Origin of the sequence: Sphingobacterium hungaricum, assembly GCF_015210005.1 — a bacterium.
Taxonomy (GTDB): Bacteria; Bacteroidota; Bacteroidia; order Sphingobacteriales; family Sphingobacteriaceae; genus Sphingobacterium; species Sphingobacterium hungaricum.
On sequence record NZ_MU158698.1, the window covers coordinates 947610 to 966811 of the forward strand.

Sequence of the window (19202 nt, forward strand, 5' to 3'; positions counted from 1 at the left end):
TCTAAAAAATTGCCCTTTCCTTTTAAAAGAATTTGATTAACTCTTTATACAAGCGTGCCGTTGGCAGGCCCATAACATTTTCGTAGGAACCGTCCATGCCTCTCACAGCGACTCTACCAAACCATTCTTGGATTCCATAAGAACCCGCTTTGTCATATGGATTGTAATTATCCAAATAAAAATCAATCAGCTCATCAGAGAGCTTTTCAAACGTGACGGTTGTTAATTCTGAAAACCAATTTATTTTTCCTTGAAATGAATACGCAACCGCTGTATACACATGATGTGATTTGGCTGACAACATATTCAGCGTTGACTTTGCTTCTTCCCTATCCTTTGGCTTGCCCAAAATCAAGTTGTCATCAGTGACCACAATGGTATCGGCTGTAATCAGCAAATGATTTCTATAATTTTCTTCATTAATCGCATGTAGTTTTTTTAACGCAATCTGCTCTACAATCTCCTTCGCCGTTAATGAGGCATCATAGGATTCGTCAGTGTCTTTAATCAGCACCTCAAAATCGATTAATAAAGAGGCTAACAATTCCTTTCTTCTCGGAGACTGAGAACCCAAAATAACCGGAATGTCTTTTAATTTTTGATGAAGCAACATTATATACTTTTAATTTTATCGTCCAAAAACCATTTTCCTTGAAGCTTCAATACCTTTTCAATCACATCTCTCACCGCACCATTTCCACCCGATTTGGAGGATACATATTTGGAAATGGCCTTGATTTCTTCCACCGCATCAGACGGGCAAACCGGCAATCCGACTTCTTGCATCGCATAATAATCAGGAATATCATCACCCATGTACAAAATTGTAGCTTTATCTAGATTATATTTATCGACAAGAGAATCCAACACAGAAACTTTATCGCTGATTCCTAAGTGAATTTCTTCGACTCCTAGACCTTCCAATCTCATCTTTACTCCATTGGATTTTGCACCCGAAATCGCAAATACGAATACGCCAGATTTTACAGCTAACTGAATGGCATACCCATCTTTTACCTGAAATGCTCTTAACTGATGCCCTTCTTCATTGACTTGAATCACTCCATCGGTCAACACGCCGTCCACATCTAAAATGATTGCTGTTACTTTAGCAAATTCTTCATAAACCATGGCTACAATTTATAAGGAATTATTGTATTCACAAAAAATGAATTGCTTAATTTGGTTTTAAAGGCGATTGGCATTTTTATAAATCAATGAATTGTAAAGAAATAGATGTTATAACAGATTTTAACAATTTATATTTTGCTAAAACGATTTCTTGCAGTACATTTGTACTCTCGTTAAGATTTAAAAGGGTTTTAACGAATAAAAGAGTCTTTTCATAATTTAGGTTTATAATTGGTTAGTAACAAACCCTGGCGCCCATCGTCAGGGTTTTGTATTTTACAATTATTCTGGCAAGGATTTAAAATCAATAACCGGAGCGACGCCTCTTTTGTTGCGCACAAAGTCGGTATTTGCCTTGGTAAACTGATTGAAAAACCCACAATTCTTTAAATAAAAATTGTCTCCATCAACGCCTCCAGCATAATCCATTCGGAACGATTTACTTCCTGTTTCATCCACCGTAAATTTAGCCTTAGTTAATTCATGCCAATTCCCAGAAGTATCATAGGCCCATTGATTGGCAATCAAAAGCTTTCTGGAAACATCGCCCTGTTCAGGTAAAAAATTCTCTAAAAAGGAATGCAATCTAGTTAAATACGTTTTTGTTTTTGGTCGTTGAAACTTTGCTATCAAACGCCATTCATTCCATTCCGGAGAAAAAAACCAAGCTGTAAATTCGGTATAATTATTTTCTACAGGCTTTCCTCTCAACAAAAATTTATACTTCTCCCCTGCTTTCCAGTTATGGACTAAATACGACTGTCCGCCAGAACCTTCATTTCCAAATTCGCCTGTATTCACATTCGCTCCTTTACTGATTAGTTTAATTACTTGGTCTTCTGGTATTTCTTTTGGATTATCTGTATGAAATGGACTCCAAACGCTGAACAATACGCGACGCTCAGTCGGCGAATTTACCTGCATCCCAAAATAACCTTCTCCAAAACCATTCGCCATAAAGTAAGAACCCAAAACGTCATTTCCCTCAGGAACTATCAATTCATTGTAGAAATAAGTAATTTCCTTTTCGTTGGGCAATTCATAGGAAAGATGAACAGAAGCGCCACGACGCCCCCAGTAGAAAAAATTCCCTTCATTGTTTTTTACATAATCTATGCCTGAAAGGAATTCCGGCAAACCTTGAATTTCAAAGCGATTAAAAACAGGCGAATGCGTCGCATTCTTCTTTGTTAGCTGGATTGGATAGTATCCGGATTTAGCAACTTCAAAATTACCTACATAAACTTTCTCATCATTTTTAGCGAAAGAAATAGTTGTACTTTTTCCAAAAGCTTCTAATTTAAAATCTCCATATTCATTCAATTTCCCAGCAACCAAACTTAAGGTAAATTTACCCGGCTTTGAAAAATACACATAGGTTTTCAATGCCTGATTGATTGAATTCCAGCTTTCTAATTTTCGTTTTAGGTCTGAGCGATTACTCGCAGATTTTGGTGAAAACCAAGAATTTCCTTCGATAGGAATTTCAATCAAGATACTATCCGTTTGTTGTGATAGCACAGAAGTGTAGCCGAAAAATAAAATGAATAATGTGCTTAAAAAATGTTTCATGATTTATTTTTAATCCAAAAAAAACCGATTAAAAATTTTAATCGGTTTAAATAAGTTACTTAGTTTACTTTTTATCTGAACTTCCAGGTTTGGAAATGGAACCTCTCATTTCCGTGTCCGCTTGAATATTCTGCATTTTATAATAGTCCATAATGCCTAAATTTCCGTTTCGGAAAGCTTCAGCCATAGCCAAAGGAACTTGGGCTTCTGCTTCGATAACTTTCGCTTTAGCCTCTTGCGCTTTTGCTCTCATCTCTTGTTCTGATGCCACAGCCATTGCTCTTCGCTCTTCAGCTCTTGCGTTAGCCACTTTCAAATCAGCCTCAGCTTGGTCAATTTGCAATTTAGCACCGATATTTTCACCGATATCGATATCTGCAATGTCAATGGATAAGATTTCAAAAGCTGTACCCGAATCCAATCCTTTAGAAAGCACTGTTTTAGAAATTTTATCTGGATTCTCCAATACTTCTTTATGGTTCGTCGAAGAACCAATCGTCGTTACGATACCCTCACCGACACGTGCCAAAATTGTTTCTTCACCAGCACCACCTACTAATTGGTTGATGTTTGCGCGAACCGTTACCCTTGCTTTAGCAATTAATTGAATACCGTCCTTTGCTACTGCAGCAACTGGAGGCGTGTTAATAACTTGAGGATTAACCGATAATTGTACCGCATCAAAAACATCACGGCCGGCTAAATCAATTGCCGTAGCTAATTTAAAATCTAATGGAATATTTGCTTTATCTGCCGATATTAACGCTTTAATTACTTTGTTGACATTTCCACCCGCCAAATAGTGTGTTTCAATTTCATTTGAAGTAATCTTCAAACCTGCTTTGGAGGAAATAATCATCGCATTGGTTACTAAAGATGGAGGTACTTTCCGTAAACGCATCAGCACTAGATTTAGCAAGCTAATTTTTACATTTGACAGCTGTGCTGTAAACCATAAATTAACAGGCAAAAGATACAACAAAAGAAAGAAAGCTACGACCGAACCAACGATTATTAGAATGATTGAAATACTTGGATCCATAAGGTTTTTAAAATTAATTTCATTAAAGATATTGTTAAATTTGGGTTTAATCAATTAATCAACCAAAAAACATAATTATTCATGCTAAATAATTAATTTGGCAATAGTTTTAATTAATTTATTAATTTCGAATATTATTTTAATAGTGTAAATTATACGAATTGATACTAAAAATTTTAAAATGATTGATTAACTCAAAACCGTATCTTAGAATTTATCTTAAATTCATAAAATAATATTACTTAAACTTAATTTTTATTCGTAAATCATAATAAATCATTCTGTTATATAAACTAATGATTAATCATTGATTAATTAAATTAACAAGAAAAACTTTTTATGGAATTAATTTAACCAAAGTAATTTTATAGGTATTTTTGAGTACCGTTTTGTAGAATTTACTTAGAAAAACGCAACATGACTAAAAATAATAAATACAGAATTCAAATTACATTAAGCATAGTTGGTGCTTATTTGATAATAGTTTTATCTTTTTTTTATTTTTTCAATCAATTAACAAACAGCACTGATTACTCGGAAAGAATAATTCAAATTACTGGAGAAAAATTAGCATTAACCTCACAACTTCATGGGGAAGTTTCTAAAGTTATTCAGCAAAAAGCTTTATTTATTCAAAATAATAATCGCTTAAATTTAAATAGCTATTCCAAATCGCAAGATTCCATCCAAACAATTTTTGCTCGCCTCAACAAGTCTGATGAAGTATCTAATGAAAACTCATCCATCTTTAAATCATTAAAAACCAACATAGACTCTATAACGGATCTTGAAAATTTTAAACAAATCAGCTCTTCAAAATCAAGCCAAGAATTAACTATACAATTAGTTTCTGAACAGCAAACGGCTCGTAATTTAATAGACTCGATGGATAACGATCTACTTAAAGCTAGGGATAGAATTGTTTTCGAGAAGCACAAAGACATACAAAAAGCTAAAATAATTACCATTTCAGCCATAATAGTCGCTCTGTTTATCATATTTTATGTTTTATACAAAGTAATTAAAGCTCTAAATTTTTTAAGGGAGTCTGCTAAAAATGAATTTAAATTAAACAAAGAGCTAAAAGATGTTTCAAAAAAAGTAGAATCTGCGAATTGGGTTTTAGAACATTCGACCATCTTGTATGAAAAACTAAATGGAATTGATGACGAACGAAAAATTTGTGATATTACGATACAGACTGCTTCAGAATCCTTAAGCTCGTATGCCTCTGCAATCTATATCCGAAAGATTGACTCCTATGAATTTCACCTCAGAGCTGAACAAGGATTGGCGAATAAAAATGAAAATCAAAATTCATTTTTAGAAGGTGAGGGTTTTTTAGGATCAATCGTAAAAAACAAAGAACATCGGATCATCTCTCTGCAAGAATCGGAAAACTATTCCATCAACACCACATTCATTGGTAACTTCCCTGCGCAGGTCATACTTTTTCCATTGGTCCATGAAAATCAGTGCATAGGCTTATTAGAGGTCGTAGGTAAATTTAACAAAATTAATCAACCGTCACTTTTAGAATATTTAAAACGGATTGCCAGAAATATTGCAACTGCAATTAAATTTGGCCAAAGCCATAAATTGGTGGAGAATTTGTTGGAAGAGACACAGCGACAAACCGAAGAACTTGAAGCACAGCAAGAAGAACTTCGCATCACCAACGAGGAATTGATCTACAAAACAAACCTTCTGGAATCATCTGAAGAAGAGTTAAGAGTTCAACAAGAAGAGCTTTCCCATACGAATTTCGAGTTGACAAACAAAGCATCCGAATTGGAAAGAAGGAATTTGGAACTCAACAATGCACAGAAAATTGTGGAACAGAAAATTGCGGAAGTTGAGCAAGCAAGCAGCTATAAATCCGAGTTTATGGCGAATATGAGCCATGAATTAAGAACACCTTTGAACAGTGTGCTTATTTTAGCGAAGCTGCTTCAAGATAACAAAAAGCAGAACTTGACTGCAGAACAGGTAAAATACGCAAGCGTAATACATAGCGCGGGTTCTGATCTACTAGAACTTATCAATGAGTTGCTCGATCTAGCAAAAATTGAGTCTGGTAAGGTAGAATTAAATATGGAATCAATTAATGCCGCCGACTTCACAAATGAATTGCATAGCCTATTTAAGGAAATTGCGCTGCAAAAAAACATTGAATTTACGACAACGATAAATGCTGAAATTCCAAAAGATTTCGTGACTGATGAATATCGTTTGCAGCAAATTCTTAAAAACTTTTTGTCGAATGCTTTTAAATTCACAGAAAAAAGCGGAAAAGTCGATTTTTCAATTGATTTGAAAAATGACAATTTACACTTTACAGTTAGGGACAATGGCAAAGGCATTTCGGGAGAAAAGAAGGACTTAATCTTCGAAGCTTTTCGACAAGAGGATGGATCCACAAGCAGGAAATACGGAGGAACCGGCTTAGGGTTATCCATAAGTAAGGAAATCGCGTCTTTATTGGGCGGACGTATTATTTTAGAAAGCGAACTCGAAGTCGGAAGTTCATTCACGCTCGTCATACCTTATCAGACGGAAATAAAAGCCGAAACCAAAATTGAAATTGACGAAAAGCCTCCCACGAAGGAAACACCGTTAATAAGTAAAGTAGATCCTATGCCTATAGCTGTCGCTAACGAAGGAAACGATCTGCTTAAAAGAATTTTGATTATCGAAGACGACACCAATTTTGCCGACATTTTAAAAACGTTTGCAGAAAACTATGGCTTTGAGGTCAAAATTGCGAATGATGGTGTTATGGGAATCAAATTAGCAAAACAAGATATTCCCGATGCCATTATTTTAGATGTCATGCTTCCTTTGACGGATGGTTGGGAAGTTTTACGCACGTTGAAAAATGATGCCGACACCAAAAATATTCCAATCCACATGATGTCTGCAGCATCTTTAGAACGAAAGGAATTCATAGAGAAAGGTGCTATTGGTTTTATGGCTAAGCCTGTGTCTGAAAACAGCATAAAGGAAACTTTTAAAACAATCAGTTTAAACATATCAACAACAATCAAAAATGTCCTTCTGATTGAAGATCAGGAATTACAAAGTGATTTCATTAAAAACTCGTTTACAGATCAAAACATCAACGTAATTCAAGCGTTTACGGCTGAATCGGCTTTAACCAAATTAAATGATTCCAAAAATATCGACTGCATCATTATGGATCTTAACCTTCCAGATGTTACGGGCTTAGAATTATTGGATGAAATAAAGTCAATTGAACGATATGCAGAAATCCCAATTATCATCAATACAGCGTATGAATTGACCCCAAAACAAACAAACCATATCCTTAGTAAATCGAGAGCGATGGTGATTAAGACAGGAAAATCAAATAGCCGCTTGATTGATGAAGTAAACTTGTTTTTGAACAAAATCAACACCGAAAATTATCAGCCGATCAAAAACACGTCAAATATCGTTGCTAAAGATGGTTTTAGACCAAATAATTTAAAAGGCAAAAAAATATTGGTGGTGGATGATGATATGCGTAACGTATTCGCGTTAACAACTTCGTTAGAAAATCAGGAGATGACTGTTGAAGTTGCCAACAATGGGAAAGAAGCAGTCGACTTTTTGGAAGATTTGCAGAATAAGGTGGACATTGTGCTAATGGACATTATGATGCCTGAAATGGATGGCTATGAAGCCATCGAAATCATTCGTAAAAACAAAGCTTTAAAAAACTTACCAATCATCGCAGTGACAGCGAAAGCGATGAAAGGCGATAGAGAAAAATCAATTCAATTGGGAGCAAATGATTATGTGAGCAAACCGATCGATATGGATAAATTAATTTCATTAATGCAAGTATGGATCAGTTAAATTCAAATGTCAACATCTCGTTTGAAGAATTAGAAGACCTAATTTATTTAATGAAAAACGTATCGGACTACGATTTGTCTGGTTACACCAAAACTTCATTGAAAAGGCGTGTTCAACGAATCATGGCATTGGAAAAAATGGATTACATGGATTTGAAAAATGCAGTTGTGAATGTTGAAGGGTTTTACAATTACTTTATACAGGAAATAACGGTGAATGTTACCGAAATGTTTCGCGATCCGGAATTCTATTCATTGCTAACTACCGAAGTATTTTCCTACCTGAAAACATTTCCAAAAATAAAAATCTGGAGTGCAGGTTGCGCAACAGGTGAAGAAGTGTATTCCTTATCCATTGTTTTAAAAGAGAACAATTTGACGGATAAATCTTTTATTTATGGAACCGATATTAATTCTCAAGTATTGGAAACTGCAAAAAAAGGAATTTATCCAATCAAAAAAGTAAAAAATTACACGGAAAATTTTAATATTTACAATTCAAACGAAGAGTTTTCAACGTATTACACGGCCATGTATGACGCTGCGATCATCAATCATGATTTACGCAAAAACATGTTGTTTTCCATACATAATTTAGCGACGGATAATGTGTTCAACGAATTTCAGCTAATTGTCTGCCGAAATGTATTGATCTATTTTGATTTAGAACTTCAAAAAAGAGTATTTACTTTGTTTTACGAATCTTTGTGTTTATTTGGTTTTCTATGTTTAGGCCCTAAAGAAACTTTGTACAATCATGAAGTGAGCAAGAAATTTAGAGTAGTAAACAAAACATACAACATTTATCAAAAAATAAAATAAGATGTTAGGCGCGGCGGAGAATGTCATATTAATTGGAGGGTCGGCGGGATCGTATGATTTGATCATACAAATCTTAAAAGCGCTTCCAGCCTATTTCACTTGCGCAATCATTGTTGTCATTCATAGAAATTCAAAGTATGAAACGCAGATTGAAAGTAGCCTATCCAGCCAGTTAGAAAAAAACATAGAATCCGCACAAGACAAGGGTCGGATCAAGCAAAATTGGATTTACTTTGCGCCTCCAGGATATCATTTACTGATTGAGCCCAATAAGACGTTTTCATTGGACCAATCTGAGCCGATCCAATTTTCCAGACCTAGCATCGACGTCACTTTTGAAAGTGTAGCCGATGTTTATGGGGATAAAGCCAGCGCATTTCTACTTTCAGGAGCCAATCAGGATGGTTCCAATGGAATAGCACATGTACTACGTAACGGAGGCCAGGCATTTGTTCAGAATCCTGCGGAAAGCAAGATGGATGTGATGACAAAATATGCTATTTCGCAGAATGAAAATGCGCTGATATGCGATAACAAAAAAATAATTCAATATTTCAGTACGATTAATTAATATGATGGATTACGTTAACCTCCTGCTTCTGGATGATAAAGAAGAAAATTTAATTAGTCTCAGGGCGTTGTTGGAAGATATTGAACATATAAATATCATCTCGTGCAGCGATCCGAATGAGGCTTTAAAAATTTGCTGGAAAGATCAGATTTCAATCGCATTAGTAGACGTGCAAATGCCTGAAATCAATGGTTTTGAATTTGTTTCCTTGTTGAAATCAAACCCAAAGACAAACCATATTATTGCAATCATGGTGACAGCAATTTCCAAAGAAGACCGATACCTAATCAAAGGATTGGAAAGCGGTGCTGTGGATTATTTGTACAAACCATTAAATCCTGAAATTACAATAGCAAAAGTCAAATCCTTTGTCAAGCAAATTCATATTCAGGAGGAAATAAAGCAGAAAAACATCGAGCTCGAGAAATCAAAATTAGATCTAATCCGCGCAAAAGAAGAAGCAGTAGAGGCTCGAAAATCCAAAGAAATTTTTCTTGCGAATATGAGCCATGAAATTCGAACGCCCATAAACGGTATAATGGGCATCTTACACATGCTTCAAAACTCCCACTTAGATGATGATCAAAGAGATTGGTTAGATCGTTTAGACGGCGCTTCACAATCTTTACTGCTGATTATCAATGATATACTAGATCTGTCAAGGGTTGACTCGGGGATGTTGAAAATCGTCAACCGTGATTTGTCCATCAAAGAAATGGTAGATGATATCAAGAAAATCTACAACATCAAGGCAAGCAATAAGGGTCTAAATTTTGAAATAAAATTAGATCCCCGGTTACCGATGTACATCAAATCGGATGCTTTGCGCTTACAGCAAATCATCGGAAATTTTATTTCCAATAGTCTGAAATTCACCGAACAAGGTGAAATTAAACTATGTATCGACGTAATTGAAAATTTAGACTCTAACTATTTAATAAGATTCACTGTAATCGACACAGGAATAGGCATAAAATCTGAATCTGTAGAAAAAATATTCCTTGCATTTGAGCAAGCGGATGATGGAATTACACGTAAATTTGGCGGGACGGGTCTAGGTTTGGCGATTGTCAAAAGGTTGGCAGATTTAATGAAAGGCAAAGTAAGCGCGAAAAGCGTTTACGGTAAAGGTTCAGAATTTTATTTTGAAACACTTTTTCAAGTGTCGCTTTATTACACTTCAAAAGAAGAAAAGGAAAATCAGCAATACACAAAGTTACCAAGGCTGAATGATTTGCGCGTACTCGTTGCAGAAGACAATGAACTGAACAGCTTCATGTTAGCACACATGCTGAGAACATGGGGATGTGATGTCGATATTGTTAAAAACGGAAAATTTGCAGTAGAAAATACGATTAAAAACATGTACGATATCATTCTGATGGATACGCACATGCCAATCATGAGTGGATTTGAAGCTATTAATGAAATAAAATCTAACCCAAGCGACCGCGTTAAATCCATTCCAATTATTACAATTTCCGCATCGGTGCTGGAGTATGAACAACAAGCAGCCTACAAAGCTGGAGCCGATGCCGTTATCGGAAAACCATTTGATCCTTTTGATTTGTATTATAAAATCGTCGAAATCACAGGAAATAAATAATCAATTTAAGACCAAAGCAAATTAGCTTACAAATTGAATAATAGCATTATTAATAGTATCTTCGTATAATTAAAATTTAATTTTTTACGAATGAAAAAAGTATTTTTAGCACCTATTTTAGCTTTAGCATTAGGGATTTCAGCTTGTGGAAACAATGAGAAAAAAGCTGCTGAAACAACAGCTACGGAGACAGAAACTCCTGCTGTAGAAACAACCGTTCCGGGAATTGAAAATGTAACTCTTTCAAATACATGGACTGTAGAAGGAAATGATCAAATGAAATTTAATACGGAACTAATTCGTGTAAAAGCGGGAGAGCCAGTAGAGATTACATTCAAAAATGTCGGTGAAATGCCTAAAGAATCTATGGGACATAACCTGATTGTTTTACAACCAGGAATTGATTTACCTACATTCGGAGCTGAAGCTGCTGCTGCAAGAGACAGTGATTATATTCCAAAAACATCATTATCATCAATCATTGCACACACAAAATTATTGGGTCCTGGAGAAGAAGATAAAATCACTTTTACATTAGAGAAAGGTGTTTATACCTACCTATGTAGCTTCCCTGGTCACTACGGAATTATGCAAGGTAAAATTGTTGCTGAGTAACGATTTAACACTGAACAAAAAAAGCTCCGCTGAACAAATTCAGCGGAGCTTTTTTATAATCCAAAGATCAAATTAAACAACAGCTAATGCCGCATCATAATTTGGTTCATTTGTAATTTCCGAAACTTGCTCCGTATACACAACTTCGCCTTTTTCATTTAAAACAACGACACTTCTGCTCAATAAACCTTCTAAAGGTCCATCTTCAACACGTAAACCATACGCCTTTGAGAATGCATCATCTTTAAATTCAGAAAGCGTAATCACATTTTCTAAACCTTCCGCTGCGCAGAAACGTCCTTGCGCAAATGGTAAATCTTTTGAAATACACAGAACGACCGTGTTTTCCAATCCAGCCGCTGATTGATTGAAATGACGAACTGACGCTGCGCAAGTCCCTGTATCTACACTTGGAAAAATATTTAAGATAACGCGTTTGCCTTCAAAATCACTTAATGACTTTTGTGACAAATCTCCAGCTGTCAATGAAAAATTTGGAGCTTGTGTACCAACTTTAGGAAGATCGCCTGAAGTATGAACGGGGCTACCTTTAAATGTTATTTGTGCCATAATATTTGCTTAATTAAAGAATTTCTTGTCAAGATACGATATATCATCAAAAACCTAAAGCCTAAAACTGATTTATGACTGGAAAACAATAAAATAAAAGATTAAAAAAAATATTTTTTATCAAAAAAAAATACTATGTTAGCATAATTAAATTATAAGCTAAGACCCCCGTAAACGCTAATTTTATGAAAAAATTATTACTAACATTAATAATATCAAGTCCTTTATTATTATTTGCCCAAGGCTCCCAAGTGAATACACAAAGTCAAAAAGCTCTTGGAATGGCTGGTGCAGGTTCCGCATTGTTTATTGACGAAACTTCAATTTTCTACAATCCTGGTGCACTTGTGAAAATGGACCACAATTCTATTCAGATTGGAGCAAACGCGATCATGTATCGTTCTACTTTTCAAGAAGTAGGAAGCGACCAAACACACAACACGAAATTCCAAATAAGTCCTCCATTTTCTTTATTCGCAACATTCGGCCCGAAAAATTCGTGGTGGAAAGCAGGTATCGGAGTCTATACGCCTTTTGGAGGTGGCGTTGATTGGGGAAGCGATTGGCCGGGAAAATTTAGTTTAAATAGTCTTTCATTAAGAGCGATTTACATACAGCCTACCTTAAGTTTCAAACTAACAGACAACTTCAGTTTTGGTGGTGGATTTGTGTACAACATTGGACAAGTTGATTTATCGAGATCGATTCCTGTTTATTATGCAGATGGAAGTACAGGACAAGCTGAACTTTCAGGAACGGGTTCTGGAATGGGGTATAATCTTGGTGTACATTACAACTTAGAGGACGAGTTTTCGATTTCCTTAAGTTACCGATCGAAAGTCGTTACAAAATTAGAGGATGGGGATGCTCAATTTACAGTTCCAGCAGGCCTGAGCACTTCATTTCCAAACACAACTTTCAATGCTGAGTTGCCATTGCCTTCTTCATTAAATTTAGGTATCGCATTTCCAGTGAGCAAAAAATTAGATGTTGCAATGGATGCAACGATCATCAACTACAGCATCTATAAGGAGCTAAATTTTGATTACGCTGAAAACACGGCTGTATTGCAGGACACGCACTCTGAAAAAAATTATCAAAATGCATTTTCAGGAAAAGTTGGTTTACAGCATCAAACAACGGATAAGCTAGCCCTTCGAGTGGGTGCGGGTTACGTATACAGTCCGGTTCAATCTGGATATGTGTATCCAGAAACTCCGGACAACAACAGGATTATGGCTTCTGCAGGTTTCACCTATGAATTTTCTCCGAAATGGGAAATGTCGGGTGCATATGTTTTCCAACATATCCAGCCAAGAACGACGACCAACATAGAAACTCGCCTAAGTGGACGATATGAAACTTATATTCACGCTCCAGGTTTGTCATTAACTTATAAATGGTAATCCAAAGAATCACAATTATGAAAAAGATAACAACACATATAAAATTATTTTTCGGTTTAGCGGCTTTAGCTTTTGCTACATCATGTGCTCCTCAATTAGATGAATTAACACCGAGCGCTGGTTCAAATGCGGATTTCACCAAATACGTCGCTATTGGAAACTCGTTAACTGCAGGTTTTGCTGACAATGGGTTATATTTGGCAGGGCAACAAGTAGCCTATCCGAATTTAATTGCAGAGCAAATGCAAAAATTTGGTGGAGCAGTTGGATTTAACAGTCCTTTTTTCAGTGCTGAGCAAAGCGATGGAACTGGATACATGCGATTAACCGCCTTAGTGAATGGCTCTCCTGTTATTGAAATGGTTCCTGCGCAAGCCGTTCGAAGTGAAAGCCCATTATTATTTACAAAATATTTAGATCCAATCACCAATCTTGGTGTACCGGGAATGCGGTTGGATATGATGGGAATTCAAGGGTATGGCTCTGCCGCTGGCAATCCATACTTTGAAAGACTATTGCCCGATGCTTCTACTTTAACGACGACCTATTTAAGTTATGCATCTTCTCAAAACCACACATTTTTCTCATTTTGGTTGGGAAATAATGATGTTTTGGGTTATGCTACTAATGGAGCAGTCACTACTAACTCCACAAATAGATTGACGACTACAACTGAATTTACAGCTTTATATACCGCTTTTATCGGTTCGCTGGTAACAAATGGCCGTAAAGGTGTTGTAGCTACAATTCCGGATGTGACAAGTATTCCTTATTTCAACACAGTTACAAGAGTCGCCTTGCTGGCAGCAGTTAATGCCGTGGCTCCTGCTCCTGTCGCGGATCTTTACATTGCTACGAAAACTACGCCTCGTGCTGCGACAGATAAAGACAAATTTATTTTAACGTTTTCTTCAATCGCAGGAAATTTACTAGGTTCAACCGCGAATAGTCCTTATCCATACGGTTTACACCCTTTGAACCCTATTGAGGATCAATATGTTTTAGATGAAAGTGAGCAAGCTACTGTCGCTACTCGTGTTGTTGAGTTTAATGATGTGATTAAAAAGGTTGCAAGTGATAACGATTTAGCTGTTGCAGACGCCTATGCATTTTTAAATCGAGTGAAATCAGGCATTGTTGTCAATGGTGTGAATGTTAGCTCTAGCTACATTACTGGAAATGCATTTTCTTTAGATGGGGTACATCTTACTCCGCTTGGAAATGCGTTAACAGCGAATTTATTTATTGATGCAATCAATGCGAAATACAAATCGACTATCCCTAAAGTGGATGTTAGTTTATACCGAGGCGTGATTATGCCGAACTAATATTGTTGTAGAATTAAGTTTGGACCCGTTGGCAACTGTCAGCGGGTTTTTTAGTTTCCTCAGCTAATCCCTTTGCCGTATATTTGTATAAAATTTTGACTATGAAAGTTTCTTTAAATCGTGTAAATAAAGCTTCTCATTATGAAGCATCTGCTCCATCCTCTCCTGTTAAAGTAAATATTGACGGTTCGGAGGCGATCGGTGGAGAAGAAAAAGGTGTTCGTCCGATGGAATTGGTTTTAATGGCATTGGGCTCTTGCAGCGTGTTCGATCTATCCGCTATTCTGAAAAAACAAAGACAAGACATTGAAGATATCCAAGTGGAACTGGAAGGCGACCGTCGGGAAGAAATTCCAAATATTTTCACAAAAATCCACATCAGCTTCTTTTTAAAAGGAACCATTGATCATGAAAAAGCTCAGAAAGCAGCTGAATTAGCGGTAAAGAAATACTGTTCGGTTCACGATATGTTAGCCGCAGGGGGTGTTGAAATCACGTACAGCTTAAAAATCAATTAAGTTGATGCTGGTTTAAACTTATTCTTTATGCTCCGTTGGAGCATTTTTTTTGAGTACACATTTTTATCGATTAGCTTAATTCTTTGGATTTACCATCCTTCTTTTTCCAAATCTTCTCAGCCCATCGACCTACGAACCAAAAAGAAATTGCCAAAATCAAAAAGAAAATTGTGCGGTTGATGTTGTCCCAAAGATATTCGACAAATCGCGTGTAGAGGTTCAAGATAAAGAACACGAAACCAATATCTCGCGAAACAAAATCTTTAGTTTTCATCCCGTAAAGGCATAACCCCAAAGACAATGCGATTCCCAGCAAGCCCCAATAGAAAATTTCGTATTGGCGAACGCCTGTCCAAGCTTCGAAATCGCTATAATTTCCAAAAATCGACAAGCACCACAACGAAAGCATAGTATACAATAAACCCACGACATAACTTGTCGAGGTATAGGGCTCAAGAACTTTTATTTTTGGTTGCCCCCAAATGGAGAAGGCTGTAATAATCAATCCGAAAATCGTAAAACGCAACGGATAATTCATTCCCCAAAACCTAAATCCCCAACCACTATGGTAAGCCGTTTCGGTCGCAAACCAAATCCCTAAAGCAACCAAAGTAAACACCCACAATAACTTAGATTGTAGCTTGACGGTCAGTACTGCATAAATGATAATCGATAGCAAGAATGAAATCGTGTAATGGCTCGTACTTCTATCTAGGATTGTTCCTAAAAAACCAACGGATGCTGCCGTTGAAAATGCTCCTGCCAGCATGAGCGTTTCGCTTGAAAAGTTATTCTCTGGATTTTTCTCTTTGTTTCTAAATCCTAAGAAATAAAACATTGCCGCCAGAGCGGCAAAGAAGACACAAAAAACAATATTTGGTGTTTCGTAAAAACCTTTTACAAAGGTCACTAAAGCATCATCTGCAAACAGAGATATGACTGAAAGAATTAGCGAACCCAATGCAATCCAAAACGCATATTTCGCCAGCATTCCCCATTCGAAGCTTTTCTCCTCAATCGAATCTTTTAATTCTTTGGCTTTTTCCGAATCCAAATACCCTTCTTCCTGCCAATGTTGGATGGCGGATTCAACGGTTTCGATTTCTTGTTTGTTTAAGTCTAACTTTTTCAATAGAACTAAATTAGGTTAAATATCCCGATAAAAAAATAAAATCGCGCCTCATCTCATTTCAATCTAAAAATCCAAAAATGCATGTACCCAAACTAGAGAAAATCCTCTTAAAAATCAGTAACTTTGCACCTGCAAAAATAATTTTAGCATGTCGAAGAAAAAAGCAATTGATTTAGGTGAACAAAGTGATGTTGAAGTATTTGGAGCACGCGTACATAACCTGAAAAATATAGACGTAAGTTTTCCACGGAATGAGCTGGTCGTAATAACTGGTTTGAGCGGTAGCGGAAAATCTTCGTTGGCTTTTGACACGATTTATGCTGAAGGCCAGCGACGTTACATGGAGACATTTTCGGCGTATAGCCGTCAGTTCCTTGGCGGAATGGAGCGCCCCGATGTCGATAAGATTTCAGGATTGAGTCCCGTGATTTCAATAGAGCAGAAAACAACAAGCAAAAATCCTCGCTCTACGGTAGGTACAATTACTGAAATCTACGATTTCTTGCGTTTATTGTATGCTAGAGCCGGCGAAGCTTTTTCTTATGTCTCTGGAAGGAGAATGGAACGCATGTCGGATGAGCAGATTGTGAATCGTATTTTGGAAGAATTCAAAGATGAAGCAGTCAATATTTTAGCGCCGGTTGTTAAAGGCCGAAAAGGCCATTACCGCGAATTATTTGAACAGATTCGCAAACAAGGCTATACCAAAGTGCGTGTCGATGGGGAAATATTGGATGTCGTTGCTAAAATGCAAGTGGACAGGTATAAAATCCACGACATCGAAATTGTTGTAGACAGATTAAAAATCAACGAAGACGACCGAAAAAGAATCTATGATTCAGTCATGCAGGCGTTGAAAACCGCGAAAGGGATTATTAAAATTGCCAATAAGGAAAACAAAGAGCAGTTTTATAGCCGTTATTTGATGGATGCCGAATCAGGCATTTCTTACGATGAGCCACAGCCGAATACGTTTTCATTCAATTCGCCTTACGGCGCATGTCCTAAATGCGATGGTTTGGGTTATATTTTTGAGATTGACAAAAATGTAGTTATCCCAGATAAAAAACTGAGCATTACCAAAGGGGCAATTGTTCCTTTAGGCCCATTGCGTGATTCTTGGAATTCATCAGTTATTAAAGCCGTAGCTAAACGTTACGACATCTCATTAACCAATCCGATTGAAAAAATATCCAAAGAATCCATCGACATTCTTTTATTCGGTGCAGAAGATGATGTCCCACTATCTGTTTCTTATGGCAGTTATGGAACTCGCGAATACAAAGTGACCTTTTCGGGAATTTTTAAAATGCTGGAGGAGCAAAGCGGAAAGAGTGATGACGGACTTTCGTTGGAAGAATTCCGTACACAGGTCGTCTGCCCTAGCTGTGGAGGTGCGCGTCTAAAAACTGAATCTTTGCATTTCAAAATTGCGGATAAAAACATTGCCGAATTATCAGCAATGGATATCAGCGCGCTCAACAATTGGTTTCAAACGGTCGATGAACGACTTGATGAACGCCAGAAAATCATCGCAACAGAAATCGTCAAAGAAATTAAAACCAGACTAGGCTTTTTGGTGGATGTTGGTTTGACTTACTTAACGTTAAACAGGTCATCGAAAACATTATCCGGAGGAGAAGCACAACGCATCCGTTTGGCAACACAAATCGGTTCGCAACTCGTTAACGTATTGTATATCTTGGATGAACCTAGCATTGGGTTGCATCAGCGCGATAATGAACGCCTGATTGCGTCGCTTAAAAACTTGCGCGACATAGGCAATTCGGTCTTGGTTGTGGAGCATGACAAGGACATGATTGTCAATGCTGATTATGTGATTGATATGGGTCCCGCAGCGGGAGTTCATGGCGGACAAGTCGTTGCTCAGGGAAAACCCGAAGCGATTTATAAATCGAAATCGTTAACTGCCGAATACCTGAATGGAAAACGGGAAGTCGCTATTCCGGACAAATACCGCGAGGGTTCCGGACAGCAATTGGTCCTGAAAGGTGCTACCGGGAACAACCTGAAAAATGTCAGCGTTTCCATTCCGTTGGGAAAATTAGTTTTGGTGACTGGAGTTTCCGGTTCGGGAAAATCTAGTTTGATTACAGGTACCTTATACCCTATTTTAAACCATCATTTTTTCAGAGCGAAGGCAAAGCCAATGCCTTATAAATCCATTGAAGGATTAGAACACATTGACAAAGTCATTGAAATCAATCAAAGCCCGATTGGCCGAACGCCACGTTCCAACCCATCTACGTATACAGGCGTATTTTCAGATATCCGCGCGCTGTATGTTCAGTTGCCAGAAGCCAAAATCCGAGGATATAAACCTGGACGTTTTTCGTTCAACGTGAAAGGCGGACGTTGTGAAACTTGCCAAGGTGGCGGAATGAAAATCATTGAGATGAACTTCCTACCTGATGTGCAAGTTCCTTGCGAAACTTGCCATGGAAAACGCTATAACCGCGAAACGCTGGAGGTTCGCTACCGAGGAAAATCCATTTCGGACGTATTGGACATGAGCATTGATGAAGCGGTGGATTTCTTCGAAAATATTCCTTCTATCTATCGAAAAATCAAAACACTTCAAGATGTAGGTTTGGGATACATTACGCTTGGACAGGCTTCTACTACCCTATCCGGTGGTGAAGCGCAACGCGTCAAACTAGCCACGGAGCTTTCGAAAAAAGATACTGGAAAAACATTTTATATCTTGGATGAGCCTACAACAGGTCTTCATTTTGAAGATGTCAATGTTTTATTAGGTGTTATTAACCGTTTGGTCGACCGAGGAAATACCATTTTAATCATCGAGCATAACTTGGATGTCATCAAAACAGCCGATTGGGTAATCGATATGGGTCCAGAAGGTGGCCGTGAAGGCGGAAACCTCTTATTCTCTGGAACTCCCAAAGAACTGATTAAACAAAAAAACTCAGAGACGGCTCGTTTTTTAAAGCTGGAGATGGAGTAGATTTTTTATAATTAATAAAAATTAAATTAAAAACACCTGTTAG

Annotated in this window: 15 protein-coding genes; 9 read left to right on the forward strand and 6 right to left on the reverse strand. The window is 37.1% G+C overall.

Translation table 11 applies throughout. The features are described 5' to 3' along the window. Positions 1-22: 22 nt before the first annotated feature. From C4F49_RS07355 to floA, 4 genes are all read right to left on the reverse strand, one after another. A complete protein-coding gene (locus C4F49_RS07355) occupies positions 23-613 on the reverse strand; it encodes a Maf family protein (RefSeq protein ID WP_196935227.1) in 591 nt (196 codons plus the stop codon). Then, the gene (locus C4F49_RS07360) at positions 613-1131 is read right to left on the reverse strand and encodes a KdsC family phosphatase (RefSeq protein ID WP_196935228.1); all 519 of its coding nucleotides are present in this window, start codon (positions 1129-1131) and stop codon (positions 613-615) included. Before C4F49_RS07360 ends, C4F49_RS07355 begins: the two co-directional genes overlap by 1 nt. Before the next feature lie 282 nt (positions 1132-1413). Then, the gene (locus tag C4F49_RS07365) at positions 1414-2703 is read right to left on the reverse strand and encodes a DUF3472 domain-containing protein (RefSeq protein ID WP_196935229.1); all 1290 of its coding nucleotides are present in this window, start codon (positions 2701-2703) and stop codon (positions 1414-1416) included. A gap of 64 nt (positions 2704-2767) precedes the next feature. Beyond that, the gene (gene floA, locus C4F49_RS07370) at positions 2768-3745 is read right to left on the reverse strand and encodes a flotillin-like protein FloA (RefSeq protein ID WP_196935230.1); all 978 of its coding nucleotides are present in this window, start codon (positions 3743-3745) and stop codon (positions 2768-2770) included. Between the two features lie 417 nt (positions 3746-4162). Between floA and C4F49_RS07375 the strand changes: the two genes are divergently transcribed. The 5 genes from C4F49_RS07375 to C4F49_RS07395 all read left to right on the forward strand — a co-directional run bounded on the left by C4F49_RS07375 (position 4163) and on the right by C4F49_RS07395 (position 11219). Next, entirely contained in the window at positions 4163-7606 is a 3444-nt protein-coding gene (locus tag C4F49_RS07375) for a response regulator (RefSeq protein ID WP_196935231.1), read from the forward strand. Next, positions 7594-8427: a CheR family methyltransferase gene (locus C4F49_RS07380; RefSeq protein WP_196935232.1), complete on the forward strand. Its 834-nt coding sequence runs from the start codon at positions 7594-7596 to the stop codon at positions 8425-8427. Before C4F49_RS07375 ends, C4F49_RS07380 begins: the two co-directional genes overlap by 13 nt. A 1-nt stretch (position 8428) precedes the next feature. Further along, complete coding sequence (locus C4F49_RS07385) at positions 8429-8998, forward strand: chemotaxis protein CheB (RefSeq protein WP_196935233.1); 570 nt, start codon at positions 8429-8431, stop codon at positions 8996-8998. A 1-nt stretch (position 8999) separates the two neighbouring features. Continuing rightward, positions 9000-10604: a response regulator gene (locus C4F49_RS07390; RefSeq protein WP_231388232.1), complete on the forward strand. Its 1605-nt coding sequence runs from the start codon at positions 9000-9002 to the stop codon at positions 10602-10604. A gap of 90 nt (positions 10605-10694) precedes the next feature. After that, entirely contained in the window at positions 10695-11219 is a 525-nt protein-coding gene (locus tag C4F49_RS07395; RefSeq protein WP_196935234.1) for a plastocyanin/azurin family copper-binding protein, read from the forward strand. 72 nt (positions 11220-11291) lie between these two features. Here the strand turns inward: C4F49_RS07395 and tpx are convergent, their stop codons facing one another. Then, positions 11292-11789 carry a thiol peroxidase gene (gene tpx / locus C4F49_RS07400; RefSeq protein WP_196935235.1) on the reverse strand — a complete coding sequence of 166 codons (498 nt, stop codon included), beginning with the start codon at positions 11787-11789 and terminating at the stop codon, positions 11292-11294. A 185-nt stretch (positions 11790-11974) separates the two neighbouring features. On the opposite strand from tpx, the gene C4F49_RS07405 reads away from it, so the two are divergent. The 3 genes from C4F49_RS07405 (at position 11975) to C4F49_RS07415 (ending at position 15041) form a co-directional block, all read left to right on the forward strand. Beyond that, on the forward strand, positions 11975-13195 hold the full coding sequence (locus C4F49_RS07405) for an OmpP1/FadL family transporter (protein WP_196935236.1): 1221 nt from the start codon (positions 11975-11977) through the stop codon (positions 13193-13195). Positions 13196-13212: 17 nt separating this feature from the next. Then, complete coding sequence (locus C4F49_RS07410; RefSeq protein ID WP_196935237.1) at positions 13213-14523, forward strand: SGNH/GDSL hydrolase family protein; 1311 nt, start codon at positions 13213-13215, stop codon at positions 14521-14523. Positions 14524-14624: 101 nt separating this feature from the next. Beyond that, positions 14625-15041, forward strand: coding sequence for an OsmC family protein (locus C4F49_RS07415; RefSeq protein WP_196935238.1), 417 nt, complete (start codon positions 14625-14627; stop codon positions 15039-15041). Between the two features lie 70 nt (positions 15042-15111). Here the strand turns inward: C4F49_RS07415 and C4F49_RS07420 are convergent, their stop codons facing one another. After that, on the reverse strand, positions 15112-16173 hold the full coding sequence (locus tag C4F49_RS07420) for a DUF2157 domain-containing protein (RefSeq protein WP_196935239.1): 1062 nt from the start codon (positions 16171-16173) through the stop codon (positions 15112-15114). A 148-nt stretch (positions 16174-16321) separates the two neighbouring features. Between C4F49_RS07420 and uvrA the strand changes: the two genes are divergently transcribed. Next, a complete protein-coding gene (gene uvrA, locus C4F49_RS07425) occupies positions 16322-19159 on the forward strand; it encodes an excinuclease ABC subunit UvrA (RefSeq protein WP_196935240.1) in 2838 nt (945 codons plus the stop codon). Positions 19160-19202: the final 43 nt, after the last annotated feature.

Excerpts from the sequence above, each read along its gene's own strand:
- C4F49_RS07360 (WP_196935228.1), bottom strand. The coding sequence starts at position 1,131 with ATGGTTTATGAAGAATTTGCTAAAGTAACAGCAATCATTTTAGATGTG.
- C4F49_RS07395 (WP_196935234.1), top strand. The coding sequence starts at position 10,695 with ATGAAAAAAGTATTTTTAGCACCTATTTTAGCTTTAGCATTAGGGATT.
- tpx (WP_196935235.1), bottom strand. The coding sequence starts at position 11,789 with ATGGCACAAATAACATTTAAAGGTAGCCCCGTTCATACTTCAGGCGAT.
- C4F49_RS07365 (WP_196935229.1), bottom strand. The coding sequence starts at position 2,703 with ATGAAACATTTTTTAAGCACATTATTCATTTTATTTTTCGGCTACACT.
- floA (WP_196935230.1), bottom strand. The coding sequence starts at position 3,745 with ATGGATCCAAGTATTTCAATCATTCTAATAATCGTTGGTTCGGTCGTA.
- C4F49_RS07385 (WP_196935233.1), top strand. The coding sequence starts at position 8,429 with ATGTTAGGCGCGGCGGAGAATGTCATATTAATTGGAGGGTCGGCGGGA.
- C4F49_RS07375 (WP_196935231.1), top strand. The coding sequence starts at position 4,163 with ATGACTAAAAATAATAAATACAGAATTCAAATTACATTAAGCATAGTT.
- C4F49_RS07410 (WP_196935237.1), top strand. The coding sequence starts at position 13,213 with ATGAAAAAGATAACAACACATATAAAATTATTTTTCGGTTTAGCGGCT.
- uvrA (WP_196935240.1), top strand. The coding sequence starts at position 16,322 with ATGTCGAAGAAAAAAGCAATTGATTTAGGTGAACAAAGTGATGTTGAA.
- C4F49_RS07390 (WP_231388232.1), top strand. The coding sequence starts at position 9,000 with ATGATGGATTACGTTAACCTCCTGCTTCTGGATGATAAAGAAGAAAAT.
- C4F49_RS07380 (WP_196935232.1), top strand. The coding sequence starts at position 7,594 with ATGGATCAGTTAAATTCAAATGTCAACATCTCGTTTGAAGAATTAGAA.
- C4F49_RS07405 (WP_196935236.1), top strand. The coding sequence starts at position 11,975 with ATGAAAAAATTATTACTAACATTAATAATATCAAGTCCTTTATTATTA.
- C4F49_RS07415 (WP_196935238.1), top strand. The coding sequence starts at position 14,625 with ATGAAAGTTTCTTTAAATCGTGTAAATAAAGCTTCTCATTATGAAGCA.
- C4F49_RS07355 (WP_196935227.1), bottom strand. The coding sequence starts at position 613 with ATGTTGCTTCATCAAAAATTAAAAGACATTCCGGTTATTTTGGGTTCT.